Raw genomic sequence first — 16,945 nt, forward strand, 5'->3', positions numbered from 1 at the left:
GGCCCGCCACCCTCCAGGGTGGCGGGCTTTCTGACGTGCGCGCCGACCTTTTCACCATGCGGAGCCCGCCGCCCGATCCCCGGTCCCGGCAGCTCAGGGCGGTGCCTCACGCGCCCAGTCCAGCAGCGGCCGTCCGGGCGTGCGAGCTTCGAGCGTCCGGGCTTGGTCCGCCGGCAAACCTCGGTCACCGGGGCTTGAGACGCACGGGCCCGTATGCAGCGGCGAAGGCGCCCGCGGCACAAAGAAGCCCGTGGCCGGAACGCCCCGATGGGCGTCGGCCGCGGGCTCCCGTCCCGCCGGATCACTCGAACGTCTGGCCGTACCTGATGTCCTGCTGGATCCCCGGGTACACGATCGGCTCCACGAACTGGGGCGGCCCCGCGAACCTGGCGCAGGTGGCGCTCTTGTTCCTGACCTGCATTCCCGAGCCCAGCCCCGGCACGGAGATCTCGTTCTTGCTCCGGGAGTGCGTGAACGCCGGCAGCGCCTGGTTGGACGCGGAGATCTCGAAGCTGCACGACGCCGACGACACCTGGAAGGACCAGTCGGCGAAGGCGCCGGTGAAGTCGCCCGTCGCCGGGTCGATCCCGGCGCGGTTGTCGGTGATCTTCGCGGGCAGGCGGCCGACCTCCACGGTGAAGTCCTCGCCCCCGAAGGTCGCGTTGCCCTCGCAGCCGCGGAACGTCACACCGGTCACCTCGCCCATGGCGTCCGGCCGGATCAGCGTCCCGCTCTCGAAGCGGCCGCGGATCGTGGTGGACGAGCACTGGACGACGGCGTTGCCCGTCCTGCCCGCCTGGATCGACACCGGTCCGGACGTGGCGGTCCATTCGCCGCCCGGCTTGATGGAGTACCCGTAGCCGGGGGTCGGGGGACAGGGGTTGATGCGGGTGCTCCCGAGCGCGGGGAAGCACACCGGCCCCTGGGTCAGCTGTATGTAGTTCCCCTTGCCGGAGATGGACGCGGTGAGGAGCCGGTCGAGGTCCTCGCCGACGCCGCATCCGCTGAAGCCGGGGATGTCGATGCTGCCGACGAGCCGTCCGCCCTGGGCGACGTCGTACGGCGGGTCGCTGTCGCTCCGGCCTGTCAGCGGCAGGTACACGGGCTTCTCGGTCCGGCAGTTCGGGCCCACGTCCATGGGCGAGCCGTTGACGCGCACGTCATGGACGCGGATCGTCGCCTCCGCCCAGGTGTTGGTGATGGTGGGCCGGGTGGAGACCGTCGCCGGGCCGACCGAGGCCAGGTTCATGTTGCCGATCTGGGTGATCTCCATCTTGGCGGTCGTCGGCATGAACCCGAAGGTGAGGAAGGTCGACTCCAGCGTGTCCAGGTGGGCCACCGCGATGTGCCGAGCCTGGGTGAGCTGCTCACCGGTGGGGGGGTCCGGATAGTTGTAGAGGTCCTGCCCCACGATCACCGAGGCGCGGCCGGCGATCGGGCTGGCGCCCTTGAGCTTGTTCACGTTGGACTTACCGGAGAGGAACGCGCACCCGGCGATCGGGTCGGACACGTGGACGTGGTCGGGCGGTACCGGCGGGAAGAGGTGCACGAACTTCTCGTTGTACCCGCCCTCCGGCATCGGGTCCGGGCACTCCTCGCCCGGGGCCGCGCGGGTGCGCGACGGGGCCCCGCCGCTTCCCGGGCTCGCGGACGGCGCGGGGTCGGCGGCGTCCGGCGACCCGGTGACCGGGACGGTCACCAGCGTGCTGTCCTGGCCGAGGTTCGGCGTGCACGCCACCGTCAGCGGGGCCGGGGCCGCGGCGCCGTCGCCCGCTCCCTTGAGGGTCAGCCGGAGGGAGAGGGCCCCCGCCGAGAACACCGCGTCGCCCTCGGTCCCGATCGTGGCGGGCGGGACGGCGCCGGCGGCCTCCAGGCTGAGCGAGCCCTGTCCCGGCACCTTCGTACCGGGGATCGTGAGGCCCTGCCACGTCGCGCTGCCGGGCCGTCGCCCCTCGGTGACCAGGACGTCCAAGCCGGCGACGCCCTCGACGGACGTCGCGCCCTCACCCAGGCCCGCGACGGCCTTCTCCGGCAGGGTCGTCGTGACCGAGACCCCCTGCACCCGGATCTGCGAGCGCGGCTCGACCGATCCGGGGAAGGTGCCCTGGACGCGCACCGCGACCTGCTCGGCGCCGGAGGGGAACTGGCAGGCGTACCTGAGCGAGACGTCCGCCCGCTGGCTGCCGACGGCCGCGGCGGCCCCCGGGATCAGGCCCGCCAATACCATCACCGCGGCGATTCCCGCCGTGCGGACGGACCTGCGGGATGCCCAACGCGCGCCGTTCTTCATATCCGCCTATCCGTACGAGAAAAGGAGGTGCGCGCCGGCGGCCGCGTGTTTCGCTCCCCGAGCACGGCTGCACCGGCCGCTTCCTGCGACGACAGCACCGGAAGAAATGACGATGACAGTTTCACAGAGTCATTGCTACGGACGAGTAGCATAGACGGCGGCGCACAACTCCGACAAGGAAGCCAATCGCCGCGAGGCCCGCCGGCGACACCTTTATAAACCGATGACAACCGCCGCCGGATTTCTATCAGAGGGGAAGCACCGGCGGGCGGTGCCCTCGGAAACGGGTGCGGCCGCCGCGCGGTGGACGGGCCTGGCTCCGCGCGGCGGCCGTTCGGGACTGATCCCGGGTCACACGGTGTTCACCGCCGTCAGGGGACGTAGGTGAGGTCGATCGTGTTGGGGTCGATCTCGAAGTTGCCGGTGAACTGGGCGGTGTCGCCGTTCTGGATGATGCCGAGGCAACCGGTGACACCGGAGGCGACCAGCGAGACGTTGCCCGGGTTGGGAGCGGTCGGGTCGACCGACAGCGTGCCGGTGGCGTTGCGGTAGTAGCCGGGCACGCCGCCGGTGAAGGTCGCGCTGCAGGCCGGGCCGGAGATCGACGCGCTGATGTTGGTGATGGAGCCGACGTTGACGGCCGGGTCCGCGGTCGGCTGCACGCCCTTGATGTTCCACGTGCCGCCGTGGGTGACGTTGAAGGTCAGCCCGAACGGGCCGGTGCAGGTCGTCCAGGTGGTGCTGTCGATCGTGCCGACCGTACTGCTGTAGCTGCCGTTGTTGATCGTGGCGTCGGCCTCGGCGTCGACGCACTTCAGGACGGCGCCGCTGCGCGGAACCCTGAGCTGGGTGTCGTCGGAGTAGCCGTAGGCGTAGCCCGAGGCGCCGGTGACGGTCCAGCTCGCGTCGGCCGCGGCGGCGGGAGCGGCGGTCAGGCCGATTCCGGCGGCGGCGATCGCGCCGGCGATGAGTCCCGTGCGGATGGACTTGCGCATTGGATGTGCCCTTTCGAGAGGGGGGTTGTACCCGGTGGGTGCCGGTACTCGGTACTCGTTGGGGTGGGATCCGGGGACGGGGTGGCAAGACTCCTTCTCTGGGCGGCTCCTTGGATGTGAAACTGCGGCCGGGCAGGATCGGCCGGCAGGATCGGCCGGGGAGTTTTCGCCGTATCCGGGTAACCGGGCGGAGGTTTCTGGTAACCTGCCCCGTTCCGCTTCGGCGCCTCCTACCGATGAGTAAACTAAGTGCCGACTTCGCGTCCGACAAGGGCTGATATCGGAAAATCTTGAGCGCCCTCGATTTCTTGTCACCCGATGATGAAAACGTCGATCGTTCTGTCTTGAAGTGAGTGACCGGGCGGTCTCCCGCCACGCTCCGTGCACATCATCACCGCTGGTCAATGACCACTCGGTGCGATCATTCGCGCTCCCCCGGGGAAACCTTCCATGGATCGGTGCACGACCGGCCCGATTGGGTTACGTTTGACGCGTCGTAGATCACCCCGGGGACCGGTGAATGCGCCGGCCCCGCGGGTGGAATGCACGCGATATCGCTGACCGTAATGGCCCTACCGCAGCCGGGAGGCTCCCCGCCGCCACCCGTGGCGCCGCGCGGCCGGCGGTGGCGGGAAGGAGCATCGACGATGGCGCGCATCCACGATTCCGCCGGGCGGGATCGGCGTCCGGGACGGCTTCCACCGCGGATAGCCACCGTTCTGCGGCCGGAATTGGACTCGCTCGCCGAGGACATCATGTCGGAGATCCGCAGAACCATTCCCGAGTACGGGGAGCCGCCGGATTCGGGCGCGCGGCTGGAGCTGCGGGCGAGCGTGGAGCAGACGCTGCGCACCTTCGTCGACCAGATCTCCGGCTCGGACGAGTCGCGCGACCGCCGGGACCAGCTGTGCCGGGCGCTGGGCCGCAGCGAGGCGTACCGGGGCCGGAGCCTGGACGCGCTCCAGGCCGCCTACCGGACCGGCGTCCAGGTGGCCTGGCGGCGCGTCGCCGAGGTCGGCCGCCGGCACGGGCTGTCGTCCACGGTGATGTCGCAGCTGGCCGACGCGCTGTTCGCCTACATCGACGAGCTGGCCTCGCTGTCGGTGGAGGGGTTCGAGGAGGCCCGGTCCCGCACCGACGATGAGCGCGCCGAGTTGCAGCGGCGGCTGCTGTGGATGCTGGTGGAGCGTCCCCGGCCGTCCCGGGCGGCGCTGGAGCGGGCCGCGGACGCGGCCGGGTGGAGCCTGCCCGCGGAGGTGACGCCGGTGGCGCTGCCGCCACGGGCGCGGTGCGTGCGCGCGGCCCTGGGCGACGACGTGCTGGCCGACCTCGGCGGCGCCGAGCCGCATCTGGTGCTGCCGGGCCCGCTGGACGCGGACCGGCGCGCGGTGCTGCTGGCGGCGCTGCCGGAGCGGCGGGCGGCGACCGGGCTGACCGTCCCGCCGGGCGAGGCGGCCGACTCGCTGCGCTGGGCGCGGCGGACGCTGGCGCTGGTGGACACCGGGATCGTCGAGGACGCCGGGCTGACCGCGGCCGAGGACCATCTGCTGGAGCTGTGGCTGCTGGCCGACGGCGCGCTGCTGGACCAGGTCGCGCGGCGGCGGCTGGCCGTGCTGGCCCGGATGGGCGCCACGCAGCGGCTGCGGCTCACCGAGACGCTGGGCGCGTGGCTGGAGACGCAGGGGAACGCGGTCGAGACGGCCAAGCGGCTCCAGGTGCATCCGCAGACCGTCCGGTACCGGCTCCGGCAGATCACCGAGGCTTTCGGAGAGCAGCTCACCGACCCGGAATCGAGATTTGCGCTGGAAGCGGTGCTGCGCGCGGGCCGGCTGAGAGAACGGAGCCCGTCGCTGCGCTGACGACGATGTGAATCACCAATTGTGTCAAGGTGATGACGCAGGGCGGTTTTGCCGATTCTTTACCGTAAAACGACGCCCTTCTGATCTACGTTCAGTGTGCTTCACCTCACAAACATTCCTGCCGGGGGGCGCGCAGGGGTCCCCCGCTCGGCGCGCTCCTCCCGGGTCACATGCCGTACCCCGAGGTCACAGTCGCCGGCGGCCCCGCCGGCGGCGCGGGAACGCTCCCATGATCTCGGCGTTCTCGGAGGTGCACCGATGACGCGTACGCTCGAACCGGGCGGGCTGGTGAAGCTGTCGGCCCCCCTGCCGAGGCATCTGGCCGCCATGATGCGGCCGGAGCTGCCCAGCCTGGCCACGGAGATCATCGAGGAGATCCGGCGGTCGATCCCCGAGTACGGGCGGCCGATCCAGGGTCCCTACGTCCAGGCCCTGCAGATCGGCGTCGAGCGCGCCCTGGCCCACTTCGTCGAGCAGATCGCCGACCCGTCGCTGCCGCGCGAGCGGCACGAGGACACCTACCGCAGGCTCGGCCGCTTCGAGGCGCAGGAGGGCCGGACCCTGGACAACCTGCAGGCGGCGTTCCGGATCGGCGCGCAGGTCGCCTGGCGGCGCGTGATGCGGGTCGGTCCGCAGCGCAACCTGTCCTCGGCCGTGATGGCGCAGCTGGCCGACGCGCTGTTCGCCTACATCGACGAGCTGGCCTCGCTGGCGCTGAAGGGCTACCTGGACGCGCTGCCCGCCGAGGAGCTGGAGGAGCACCGGCGGCGGCTGCTGCGGCTCCTGCTGCGCCGCCCGGCGGCGTCCCGGCGCGCGATCGAGGAGCTGGCCGAGCCGGCCGAGTGGGACGTCCCGGAGGAGATGACGCTGGTGGCCGTGCCGCCGGGCTCCCGGGTGGTGCGGACCGCGCTGGACCGCGACGTGCTGGCCGACTTCACCGACCCCGAGCCGCACCTGCTGGTGCCGGGGCGGATGACCGCCGACCGGCAGCGGATGCTGGCCGAGGCGCTGCCGGAGGGCCGCGCCGTCTCCGGCGTGAGCGTCCCGCCCGGCGGCTGCGCCGACTCGCTGCGCTGGGCCCGCCAGGCGCTGGCCATGGTCGACTCGGGGATCCTGGACGACGGCCCGGTGACCCGCTGCGAGGACCACCTGATCACGCTGTGGCTGCTGAACGACCCGGCGCTGATCGACCAGATCGCGCGGCGCAACCTGGCCGGGATGGCGGCGCTCAACACCGGGCAGCGGCACCGGCTGCTGGAGACGCTGCGGACCTGGCTCACCACCCGCGGCACCGCCGCCGAGATCGCCGAGGAGCTGCACGTCCACCCGCAGACCGTGCGGTACCGGATGCGCAAGCTGGAGGGCACGCTGGGCGAGCGGCTCACCGAGCCGGACTCGCGGTTCGCGATCGAGGTGGTGCTGCGCGCGATGTGGCTGCGCCGCCGCGCCGACGCCGACGCCCCCGGCCTCCAGGACCCGGCGGCCTCCAGGCACGACGCCGAGCCCGACGCCGAGCCGCTGGACGCGGCGCCCCGCGCCGCCGGACCGCGCGAGACCGGGCCGCGCGAGACCGGGCCGCGCGAGACCGGGCCGCGCGAGACCGGGCCGCGCGAGATCGCGATGACCGCGCTCGATCTCGGCCGCGGCGGCCGGGTGCCGGCGGACGGCCGGGTGCCCGCCGAGGGCCGCGGACCCCTGGACGGCGGGCTGCCCATGGAGGCCAGAATGCGAACCCGGTGATAACCACCGACGGCGATTGCGCATCCGCGAATAACTCTGTTCGGTCAGGGTTGATTCGACCATTCGTTCCGTGCTCCCATGCCTATTCGGAACCACGGTGCATTTGAACGACATGGTCGGCGATTGCGTGGAGGTGCGTGCAGGTGCGCTCACGATCGGCGGGCGGCTCCCTGCTGGCCGGGCTCGGTGCGGCGGCGGTCTTCGCGGTGGCCGCGGCGCCACCGGTCATCGCCGAACCCGAGCCCAGTCCGAGCGGCGAGTCCCCGACCGGCGGGACGGCCACCGACCCGCCGACCGATCCCCCCACCGACCCGCCCACGGATCCTCCGACCGACCCGCCGACCGACCCGCCCACGGACCCCCCGACCGACCCTCCGACGGACCCTCCGACGGATCCCCCCACGGATCCCCCGACGGACCCGCCGACCGATCCTCCGACGGACCCGCCCACGACGCCCCCGCCGACGGACCCACCGCCGGGAGGCGGCCCCGGGACGAGCAACCCGGTGCTGTCGATGTGGCTGTCGACGTCGTCCTCGACGGTGAAGCCCGGCGGGACGGTCGCGGTGACGGTCAAGGTGGCCGCCGCGAAGGCCACGGCCCACGGCACGGTGCTGCGGCTGTCGGCGAGCGGCGCCTCGGTGAGCCCGTCCGCGCAGGGCATGGGCAGCGTCGGCGGCGGGGGCCGCACGGCGGCGGCCACCGTCACGGCGCCGTCGAACGCCCGGCCGGGGACGATCAAGCTCAAGGCGTCGGTGTCGGCGTCCAAGGCCGTCACCGTCTCCAGGAGCTACACGCTGATCCTCACCAGTTCGTCCGGGGCGCTGCCGCCCGGGATCTCGCTGTCGGACCTGCCCTCGGACGTGCCGCCGCTGACCAACTCCTCGTTCAACGCGGTCGCCGGGATCCCGCTCCCGCAGGTCGCGCTGCCGCCGGTCGCCTCGCCGCAGATCGCGGCGAGCCCGCCGCCGATCACTCCGGGCGCGGTGCTGCGCGCGGGTTTCGAGGAGTCCTTCGACGCCGAGGACCTGGCCGCGATCCACGCGGGCTGGCTGGCCGCGATGGCGGCGTCGGTGGCGCTGCTGCTGGCGCGGACGCGGATGTCCCGGCGCCGGGAGGTCCCGGCGCACGTGCGGCGGTGGCTGGCCGGACGGCGGCTCACCGACGCCCGGCTCCGCACCGTCCCGCCGCAGCCCGCGCCGGTCCCGATACGGCTGGTCTGGCTGCCGCTGCGTCCCAAGGCCGCCGTCCGGCTCCAGCCGCGCGGCTAGCGCCGCCGCCGATGCCGCCGGTCAGGCGTCCAGGACCTGGTCCTCGCCCTCGACCACCGGCGGCAGCGTCGACCACGGGAAGTTGATCCACCGGTCGGTGTGCCGCCACACGTACTCGCACTTGACCTCGGAGTGCGGCTTCTCGTAGATCACCGCGCAGCGGACGTCGGCCACGTGGTCGGCGCAGAAGTCCCGGACCAGTTTCAGCGTGGCCCCGGTGTCGGCCACGTCGTCGGCGACCAGGACGCGGGCGCCCGACAGGTCGACGGCGTTGGGCACGGGCGGGAGCATCACCGGCAGGTCGAGGCGTTCGTTCACGCCGGTGTAGAACTCCACGTTCATCACGTGCAGGTTCTTGACGTCCAGCGCGTAACCGAGGGAACCGGCCACGAACAGCCCGCCGCGCGCGATGGACAGGATCAGGTCGGGACGGTAGCCGTCGTCCGCGATCTCCTGGGCCAGCGCGCGACCGGCCGTACCGAACATCTCCCAGGTCAGGACTTCTCTTTCGGCAGACACGGCCCCTATCTTCGCCGACCGGCGGGACTGCTCGGCACCCCGGATCCGGCCGGGCCGCAGAGATCGGCGACGATCGCGCAGGCGTCCAGCGGGAGCGTGCCCTTGAGCACGGCGGGCCGGGTGCCCTCGGGGCCGGCGGCGGTCATGACGCTGGCCAGCCCGTCGAAGAACCCGTTGAGCGCGTCCACCAGCATGAGCAGCTCGCCGCTCCGGGCGGCGGCGACGTTCGCGGTGCGGCCCGCGCCGTCCACGATCCGCCCCAGGTCGTCGCCGTGCCCCTGGAGGTCGTCGCCGACCCGGGACGACACCTGCGCGGCCTGGTCGAGGAGCCGGGTCACCTTGTCGGGACGGTCCCCGAGGCTCGCCGACAGCGCCCCGGCGTCGCGGGCGGTGCCCACGAGCGCCCCGCCGCGGTTCTGCAGGGTGCCGCCGAGCCCGCCGAGGTCGTTGATCAGGCCGTTGATGACGGCCCGGTCGGCGTGTGCCGCGTCGATCACCCGGGAGCCGTTGCCGATGGTGCGACGCAGCGCCGGCCCCTGCCCGGCCGTGCCCTGCGCGAGGGTGTGCACGATCGTGGCCATGTCCTGGGGGTCGATGGCGCGGGCGGTGTCGTACAGCGGCCGGGCCGTGTCGGCGGGGTCGGCCGGGTCCTGGGTGCGGGTGATGGTGCCGCCGTCGGCCAGGTACGGGCCGCGCCCGGCCGCGGGGCCGAGGTCGAGCGAGATCTCCTTCGGCCCGAAGATCGACACCGGGTCGATCCGCGCCCTGGCGTCGCGCGGGATCCGCACGCCGCGCTCCACCCGCAGGCGGACGCGGACCCGGCCGTCGGGCTCCAGCCCCACCGACTCGACCGTGCCGACGGTGACGCCGCGGACCTTGACGTCCGAGCGGGCGTCCAGGCCCTGCCCGGCGCGGCCGAAGGCGGCGGTGTAGCGGGTGGCGCCGGAGTCTCCGGGGAGGGCGGCGACGGCCGCGGTGGTCACGGCGGCGGCCAGGGCGCCCGCGCCGAGGGCGGCGTAGAGCGCCCGCGAGCGTGCGGAGAGAGCGGCATCGGACATGGAACCCCCTGGGTGCCTGCTCACGGTCGCGCCCCGTAAGCGGCCGCTTGCATTATTGGGGAGGGAGCGCCCACTCCGCTCCCCGTGACGGCGTGATCCCTCTCACGCACCCGGGACGCGCGCGGTCCCCGCGACCGGTAGCGTTGGGCGACGTGCCCGCCCCTGATCTGCTGACCGGCAGCGACACCCAGATTCCGGACACGGCGACGCTGCTCGCCGCCGCCGTCGAGGCCATCGGAGGGGCCGAACGCCCCGGCCAGGTGGAGATGGCGCTGGCCGCCGAGCGCGCCATCGCCGCCGGGGAGCATCTGGCCGCCCAGGCCGGCACCGGCACCGGCAAGTCGCTGGCCTACCTGGTCCCGGCGATCCGGCACGCGGTCGACAGGCGCACCACGGTCGTGGTGTCCACGGCCACGATCGCGCTGCAGCGGCAGCTGGTCGACCGCGACCTGCCGCGCCTGGCCGAGACGCTCGGGCCGCTGCTGGGCCGGGAGCTGAAGTTCGCGATCCTCAAGGGCCGCCGCAACTACCTCTGCCTCAACAAGGTGCAGACCGGCGCGCTGGACGACCCGGAGGAGCCCGAGGGCGGCGGGCTGTTCGACCCGCAGCAGCTGTCCGCGCTGGGCCGCCAGGTCAAGCGGCTCAACGAGTGGGCCGACGAGACCACCACCGGCGACCGCGACGAGCTGGTGCCCGGCGTGAACGAGCAGGCGTGGCGGCAGGTCTCGGTGACCGCCAAGGAGTGCCTGGGCGCCCAGCGCTGCCCGCAGGGCACCGAGTGCTTCGCCGAGCTGGCCCGCGCCGAGGCCGGCGAGGCGCACGTGGTGGTCACCAACCACGCGCTGCTGGCGATCGACGCGCTGGAGGACTTCCAGGTCCTGCCCGAGCACGACCTGGTGATCGTGGACGAGGCGCACGAGCTGGTCGACCGGGTCACCTCGGTCGCCACCGGCGATCTGAGCGCCGCCGCGGTCGAGACCGCGGCCCGCCGCTGCGGACGGCTGATCGAGGAGGAGGTGGGTTCGGGCGGCGTAATGGGTAGAGCCGACCGGCTCAAGGAGTCGGCCGAGGGCCTGGGCCTGCTGCTGGAGGAGCTGCCGGGCGGGCGCATGGACGTGCTGTCCCCCGCGCTCGGCAACACCCTCGCGGTCGTGCGGGACGCCGCGCACGCCTGCCTGACCGCGATCGGCCCGGAGAAGAAGGACTCCGACGCCGGCACCATGGCGGCGCGCAAGGCCGCCCGGTCGGCCCTGGAGGACCTGCACGACACGGCGGTGCGGCTGCTGGAGTCGTTCCAGCCGGAGATCTCGGCGCGGTTCGACGTGGTGTGGGTGGAGAAGCCGTTCGTCCAGGACGGCAGGCCCAAGCGCCCGCCGTCGCTGCACGTGGCGCCGATCGGGGTGGGCGGGCTGCTGCGCACGACGCTGTTCGAGCGGCGCACCGCGATCCTCACCTCGGCGACGCTCACGCTGGGCGGGTCGTTCGAGCCGCTGGCCCGGCAGTGGGGCCTGCCACCCCTCGACACCGCCGGGAACGCCGGCGACGGGACGCCCCGGGACGCGAAGACGGCGGCCGAGGGCCTGGCCCGCACCGCTACCGAGGACGACGGGAAGAAGGACGGGGAGAAGGAGATCGTCTGGTCCGGCCTGGACGCCGGATCGCCGTTCGACCACCCCAGGTCGGGGATCCTCTACGTCGCCCGCCACCTCCCCCAGCCGGGCCGCGACGGCCTGGCCGACGCCTACCTGACCGAGATCACCGAGCTGATCGAGGCCGCGGGCGGCCGCACGCTCGGGCTGTTCTCCTCGATGCGGGCGGCGCGGCAGGCCGCCGACGAGCTGAAGGACCATCTCACCCACCCGCTGCTGTGCCAGGGCGAGGACTCCACGTCCCTGCTGGTCAAGCAGTTCGCCGAGGACGAGCGGACCTCGCTGTTCGGCACGCTGTCGCTGTGGCAGGGCGTGGACGTCCCGGGCCCGTCGCTGCAACTGGTGATCATGGACCGGATCCCGTTCCCGCGCCCGGACGACCCGGTGAACTCGGCCCGCTCGCGGGCGGTCGCGGCGCGCGGCGGCAACGGGTTCATGGCGGTCGCCGCGACGCACGCGGCGCTGCTGCTGGCGCAGGGCGCCGGGCGGCTGCTGCGCTCGATGGACGATCGCGGCGTCGTCGCCGTCCTGGACCCGCGGCTGGCCACGGCCCGCTACGGAAGCTTCCTCAAGGCGTCGCTGCCGCCGTTCTGGCCGACGACGGACGCCGAGGTCGTCCGCAACGCGCTGCGCCGCCTCGACGCGGCCGCCTCCTCCGCATCCTCCGGCGACGCCTAACTCACTTCCGTTCCACCGCGCGCGGCGAACGAGCCGCGCCCGGTCGCGTCGGCCCCTGCCTGAAAACTTCCACTTGCGCAGGTCAGACCGGTGCTGCTAGGAATGGACGCCATGTCCAGAACAAGAATGGACGTCGCGTCCAAACCGGAGGCGACCGCTCCCGCGGCGACGGCGGCCTCGGCGACCGGAACGGCCAAGGCCCTGGTGAAGGGCATGGGGCTGGTCGACCTCATCTCCGCCGAAGGGCCGCGGCGGCTCACCGACCTGGTCGAGGCCAGCGGGGTCCCGCGCGGCACCGTCGTCCGGCTGCTGGAGGTGCTGCTGGAGGCGGGCGTCCTGCGCGCCGACGCCGCCGGCCTCTACGACCTCGGCCCCCGGCTGGCGGTCTGGGGGCAGCGCTTCCTCGACCGGCTGGACATCCGCGACCTGGCCGGCGACCTCATGGCGGACCTGTCCGCCCGCACCCGGGAGACCTGCTTCCTCGGCATCGAGCAGGACGACAAGGTGCTCTACGTGGCCAAGGTCGACAGCCCGCAGGCGGTCCGGCCCGCGGCCGTCGTCGGCACCATCAACCCGCTGCACTGCACCGGGATAGGGAAGGTGCTGCTGGCGCACGCCGACGCCGAGACCCGGCGGCGCTGCCTGGACGGGCCGCTGGTGCGCAAGACCCCCAACACCATCACCGAGCCGGACGCGCTGGCGGCCGAGCTCGAGACCACCCGCGAGCGCGGGTACGCGATCGACGAGATCGAGAACGAGGACGGCGTGCGCTGCGTCGCCGCCCCGATCCGCGACCACACCGGGCGGGTCGCCGCGGCGATGTCGGTGTCGGCGCCCGCCTACCGGTTCGCCAGCGCGGACCTGCCGGCCGTCGCCGAGCTGGTCGTCGCGGCCGCCGCGACGCTGTCGGCGCGGCTCGGCCACCATCCCGCATCGAAGAATCAGGAGGTGTCATGAGCGAGACGTCCCCGGCCGGCGGCGGCGAGAGCTGGCGCGGCAAGGTGGGCAGGCTGGCGGAGGACGAGGTCTCGGCCTTCCTCGCCGAGGGCCACATCGCGCGGCTGGCGTGCCTGGACGAGAACGGCTGGCCGTACGTGGTGCCGTGCTGGCACGAGTGGGACGGCGCCGCGTTCTGGGTGGTGCCCCGGTCCCGCGCCGCCTGGGCCCGCCACCTCGCCGCCGACCCGCGCTGCGCGATCACCGTGGACGAGGCCGGCACGCAGCGCAAGGTGGTGGCGCAGGCGCGCGCCGTCCTGGTGGAGGAGCCCTGCCTGAACGGGCAGTGGCTGCCGGTCGCCGAGCGGATGAGCGTGCGCTACCTGGGCGAGAACGGCCCCCGCTACCTGGAGCCGACGCTGGACAAGCCGCGCTGGCTGTTCCGGCTCGACCCGGTGAACATCACCACCTGGCAGGGGAACGACTGGGCGGAGCGCTACAAGTGACCGCCGTCCCCGCCGCCCCCGCCGGGGACGTCGCCGGCGACGTCGTCGAGCTCACCCGGGCGCTGGTGCGGGTGCCCAGCCCCAACCCGGGCGGCGACGAGAGCGAGGTCGCCAAGGCGCTCACCGAGATGGCGCGGGCGGCCGGGCTTCCGGCTCCGCGCGTCCTGGGGCGCGGCGGTCCGCGTCCCAACCTGCTGTTCACCCTCGACTTCGGTCCCGGCGGCCGGCACCTGGTGCTGTGCGGCCACATGGACACCAAGCCGATCGGCGACGCCGCCTGGAGCGTCGACCCGCTCGGCGCCGACCTGGACGGCGACCGCCTCTACGGGCTCGGCTCGGCCGACATGAAGGGCGCACTGGCCGCCATGCTGCTGGCCGCGTCCGGGCTCGTCCGCGACGGCTCCCCCGTGGCGGGACGGCTGTCGCTGCTGTTCACCGCCGACGAGGAGGACGGCGCGTACCACGGCGCCCAGTACCTCGCCGAGTCGCCGCCCGAGGGCCTCGCCGCGGCCGACGCGGTGCTCATCGGCGAGCCCGGCGGCCTGGAGGACGACTACGACCTCCTCCACCTGGGCAGCCGCGGCATCGCCCGGATGCGCGTCACCGCGCACGGGCGGCAGGGCCACTCCAGCCTCTCCGGCGAGCCCGGCACCCGCAACGCCGGAGTGGACGCCGCGCGCGCGGCCGTCGCCCTGGCCGAGGAGCTCGAGCTGCCCTCCCCCGCCGACCCGTACGGCATCCGGGGCTGGGAGACCACGGTCAACACCGGGCTCGCCTACCGGGGCGGGGTCGGCTACGGGGTGCTGCCCGGACGGATGAGCGTGGACACCGAGGTGCGGCTGCTGCCCGGCATGACCCGCGAGGACGTCCGGCGGCCCGTCACGGCGCTCGTGGAGAGGGTCGCGGAGCGGACCGGGGCGCGGCTGGAGGTGGAGTTCGACGAGCAGGGCCTGCTGCCGGGGACGGTGGCGGACCCGGCCGGGCCGCTGCCGGCCGCGGTCCGCGCCGCGGCCCGGCGGGTGCTCGGGCACGTGCCGCCGGACGCGATGTTCCCCGGGACGACCGACGCCGCCTTCCTGCAACCGGCCTGGAACGTTCCCGTGCTGCCCGCGTTCGGCCCCGGCCTGCTGCGCCGGGCGCACGGCGCCGACGAATGGGTGTCGGTGGCCGCGCTGCGCCGGGCCGTCGGCCTGTACGCGGGCATCGCCGCCGCGTTCTGCCCCGGCGAGGCGTCCGCAGAGGAGGAGGGGCGATGAGCGCCGGAACCGCGACGGGCGAGGCCGCGACCGGACGCGTCCGGTCGCTCGCCTCGCTCACGACGCTGATGCCGCTGAGCGGGCTGGCGCTGGTGCTGGTCATCGCCGCGGTGGTGACCCCCGGCTTCTACTCCGACGCCAACCTGCGGCTGGTGCTCTTCCAGGCCGGGCTGATCGGCATCACCGCGGTCGGCCAGACGCTGGTGCTGCTCGGCCGCGGCATCGACCTGTCGGTCGGCGCGGTCATGGGCCTCACCACCGTCGTCATCGCGACGCAGAGCGATGGCGACGCCGGTCGGCTCCCGGTCGCGATCGGACTGGCCGGGCTGGCCGGGCTGGCGATCGGCGCGGTCAACGCCGGGCTGGTGGTGCTGCGCGGCGTGCCGCCGTTCGTGGCCACGTTCGCGGTGTTCGTCCTGGTGCAGGGCGCGATCACGGCGTGGACGAAGGGCGCGGCGGCCGGGGACATCCCCAAGGCGCTGCAGCCGCTCGGCTCCGGACGCTTCCTGGGCGTGCCGACGCCGCTGTGGCTGTTCGCCGGCATCGCCGTCGTGGCCGCGGTGATCCTGGCCCGGACCAGCGCGGGACGGCGCCTGTACGCCACCGGCGCCAACCCCAGGGCGGCCCGGCTGTCGGGCATCCGCACCGGCCGGGTGATCGCCGCCGGCTACCTGGCCAGCGCGCTGCTGGCGGTGCTGGCCGGGCTGGTCAGCGCCGCCTACGCCGGGCACGTGGACGCCCAGCTGTCGCGCAGCCTGGACCTCAACTCGCTGGCCGCGGCCGTCATCGGCGGCGTCGCGCTGACCGGCGGGCGCGGCCACATCGGCCACACCGTCATCGGCGTGGCGCTGCTGGCCGTGCTGATCGTCTGGATGATCCAGCTCGGCGCCGGGGCGGGCGGGCAGCTCGCCGTGCAGGGCGCCGCGATCCTGCTGGCCACCTGGCTGCGCCAGCGCGGAACGACCGACCAGGGAGGCTCCGGATGACCCCCCGGACGAGGAACCGCCGGACCCGGCCCGCCGGGCTGGCGGCGGCGCTGCTGGCGGGCGTGCTCGCCCTCGGCGCGTGCAGCACCGAGCGCGAGTCGCTCACCGCCGGTCTGGGCGAGGCCGCCGACTGCACCGGCCCGCAGGCCAGGGCCGCCCAGCAGAAGTACGCCGAGACCTGGCGCGGCGCGGGCGCGGCGATCGGCCTGAACGGCCTGTCGCCCGCGGCCTCGCAGGTCTGCGAGGTCGACACCGCCAAGTTCGCCAAGGAGCGTCCGCGGGGCGGCTACCGGGTCGCGATCGCCGCGCAGGGTCCCACCAACGCCTGGGCGCTGACCAACGAGGAGGCGTTCAAGTACCGGGCGCGCCAGCGCGGCGTGGACGTCCTGTACGCCTCGGCCAACGGCGATGTGAACAAGCAGGTCGACAACGTCCAGCAGCTGGTGGCGCAGCGCCCGGACGCGATGGTGGTGGTCCCGATGGGCGACGCCGTCACCGGACAGGTCCGCGCCGCCGCCGCGCAGGGGATCCCGGTCGTGGTGTGCTCGGGCCGGCTCGGCGAGGGGTCGGGCGCGGTCAGCACCGTCACCCGCGACTACGAGCTGCAGGGCACGCTGTGGGCGGAGTGGATCGCCCGGCGGATCGGCGGCACGGGCAAGGTCGCCATGCTGTCGGGGATCGCCGGGGTGCCGACGGCCGAGCTGCCGAAGGCGCAGGCGAAGAAGATCTTCGCCGAGCGGTACCCGGGCATCCAGGTCGTCGCCGAGCAGAACACCGACTGGTCGGCGACCAAGGCCAAGACCGTCGCGGCGCAGCTGCTGGCCCGCCACCCCGACCTGGACGCGATCTGGTCGGACTCCTCGATCACCAACCTGGGCGTGTACGAGGCGTACAGCCAGGCGGGCAAGCCCGTGCCGCCGGTCACCGGGGACGTCACCAACGCGTTCCTGAAGGCGGTCCGCGGGAAGAACGTGCCGTTCGCGCTGAGCGCGTTCCCGCCCGAGCAGAGCGCGCAGTGCCTGGACGTGGCGCTGGACGCGCTGGCCGGGAAGAAGGTGCCGAGCCAGGTGAACGTGGACGCCGCGGTGTTCACCCACGAGCAGATCGACCGGTACGTCCGCCCGGAATGCAGCGACGACCTGGCGGTGCCCTCGGCGCTGCCGTCCGACCTGCTCAAGAAGCTCAAGCTGTGCTGAGGGAGG

The 16,945-nt window shown here is 73.7% G+C and carries 13 protein-coding genes; 9 read left to right on the forward strand and 4 right to left on the reverse strand.

What is annotated here, in order from left to right; genetic code table 11:
* Positions 1-301: 301 nt before the first annotated feature.
* Together ACFPZN_RS21475 and ACFPZN_RS21480 are read right to left on the reverse strand one after the other, a co-directional pair.
* Positions 302-2,227 (reverse strand): DUF6801 domain-containing protein, encoded by a 1,926-nt coding sequence (locus ACFPZN_RS21475; protein ID WP_378283884.1) that lies wholly within the window; start codon positions 2,225-2,227, stop codon positions 302-304.
* Positions 2,228-2,661: 434 nt separating this feature from the next.
* A complete protein-coding gene (locus ACFPZN_RS21480; protein WP_378283847.1) occupies positions 2,662-3,285 on the reverse strand; it encodes a hypothetical protein in 624 nt (207 codons plus the stop codon).
* A 647-nt stretch (positions 3,286-3,932) separates the two neighbouring features.
* On the opposite strand from ACFPZN_RS21480, the gene ACFPZN_RS21485 reads away from it, so the two are divergent.
* The 3 genes from ACFPZN_RS21485 (at position 3,933) to ACFPZN_RS21495 (ending at position 8,155) form a co-directional block, all read left to right on the forward strand.
* Positions 3,933-5,144, forward strand: a complete 1,212-nt coding sequence (locus ACFPZN_RS21485) for an RsbRD N-terminal domain-containing protein (protein ID WP_378283848.1) — start codon at positions 3,933-3,935, stop codon at positions 5,142-5,144.
* 258 nt (positions 5,145-5,402) lie between these two features.
* Positions 5,403-6,884 (forward strand): RsbRD N-terminal domain-containing protein, encoded by a 1,482-nt coding sequence (locus tag ACFPZN_RS21490; protein ID WP_378283849.1) that lies wholly within the window; start codon positions 5,403-5,405, stop codon positions 6,882-6,884.
* A 143-nt stretch (positions 6,885-7,027) separates the two neighbouring features.
* Positions 7,028-8,155, forward strand: a complete 1,128-nt coding sequence (locus ACFPZN_RS21495; RefSeq protein WP_378283850.1) for a hypothetical protein — start codon at positions 7,028-7,030, stop codon at positions 8,153-8,155.
* 21 nt (positions 8,156-8,176) lie between these two features.
* On the opposite strand, the gene ACFPZN_RS21500 is transcribed toward ACFPZN_RS21495, so the two are convergent.
* Together ACFPZN_RS21500 and ACFPZN_RS21505 are read right to left on the reverse strand one after the other, a co-directional pair.
* Positions 8,177-8,674 (reverse strand): phosphoribosyltransferase, encoded by a 498-nt coding sequence (locus ACFPZN_RS21500; protein ID WP_378283851.1) that lies wholly within the window; start codon positions 8,672-8,674, stop codon positions 8,177-8,179.
* Between the two features lie 5 nt (positions 8,675-8,679).
* The gene (locus ACFPZN_RS21505; protein ID WP_378283852.1) at positions 8,680-9,732 is read right to left on the reverse strand and encodes an MCE family protein; all 1,053 of its coding nucleotides are present in this window, start codon (positions 9,730-9,732) and stop codon (positions 8,680-8,682) included.
* A gap of 152 nt (positions 9,733-9,884) precedes the next feature.
* Here ACFPZN_RS21505 and ACFPZN_RS21510 point away from each other — a divergent pair, with 152 nt between their 5' ends.
* From ACFPZN_RS21510 to ACFPZN_RS21535, 6 genes are all read left to right on the forward strand, one after another.
* Complete coding sequence (locus ACFPZN_RS21510; protein WP_378283853.1) at positions 9,885-12,059, forward strand: ATP-dependent DNA helicase; 2,175 nt, start codon at positions 9,885-9,887, stop codon at positions 12,057-12,059.
* 111 nt (positions 12,060-12,170) lie between these two features.
* Positions 12,171-13,016, forward strand: coding sequence for an IclR family transcriptional regulator (locus ACFPZN_RS21515; protein WP_378283854.1), 846 nt, complete (start codon positions 12,171-12,173; stop codon positions 13,014-13,016).
* Positions 13,013-13,501, forward strand: coding sequence for a pyridoxamine 5'-phosphate oxidase family protein (locus ACFPZN_RS21520; protein ID WP_378283856.1), 489 nt, complete (start codon positions 13,013-13,015; stop codon positions 13,499-13,501). The genes ACFPZN_RS21515 and ACFPZN_RS21520 overlap by 4 nt, the downstream gene beginning before the upstream one ends.
* Positions 13,498-14,757, forward strand: a complete 1,260-nt coding sequence (locus ACFPZN_RS21525; RefSeq protein ID WP_378283857.1) for a M20 family metallopeptidase — start codon at positions 13,498-13,500, stop codon at positions 14,755-14,757. The genes ACFPZN_RS21520 and ACFPZN_RS21525 overlap by 4 nt, the downstream gene beginning before the upstream one ends.
* Entirely contained in the window at positions 14,754-15,743 is a 990-nt protein-coding gene (locus tag ACFPZN_RS21530; RefSeq protein WP_378283858.1) for an ABC transporter permease, read from the forward strand. Before ACFPZN_RS21525 ends, ACFPZN_RS21530 begins: the two co-directional genes overlap by 4 nt.
* Positions 15,740-16,939 (forward strand): substrate-binding domain-containing protein, encoded by a 1,200-nt coding sequence (locus ACFPZN_RS21535; protein ID WP_378283859.1) that lies wholly within the window; start codon positions 15,740-15,742, stop codon positions 16,937-16,939. Before ACFPZN_RS21530 ends, ACFPZN_RS21535 begins: the two co-directional genes overlap by 4 nt.
* Positions 16,940-16,945 lie beyond the last annotated feature (6 nt).

The organism is Actinomadura rugatobispora (assembly GCF_042656285.1).
GTDB lineage: Bacteria > Actinomycetota > Actinomycetes > Streptosporangiales > Streptosporangiaceae > Spirillospora > Spirillospora rugatobispora.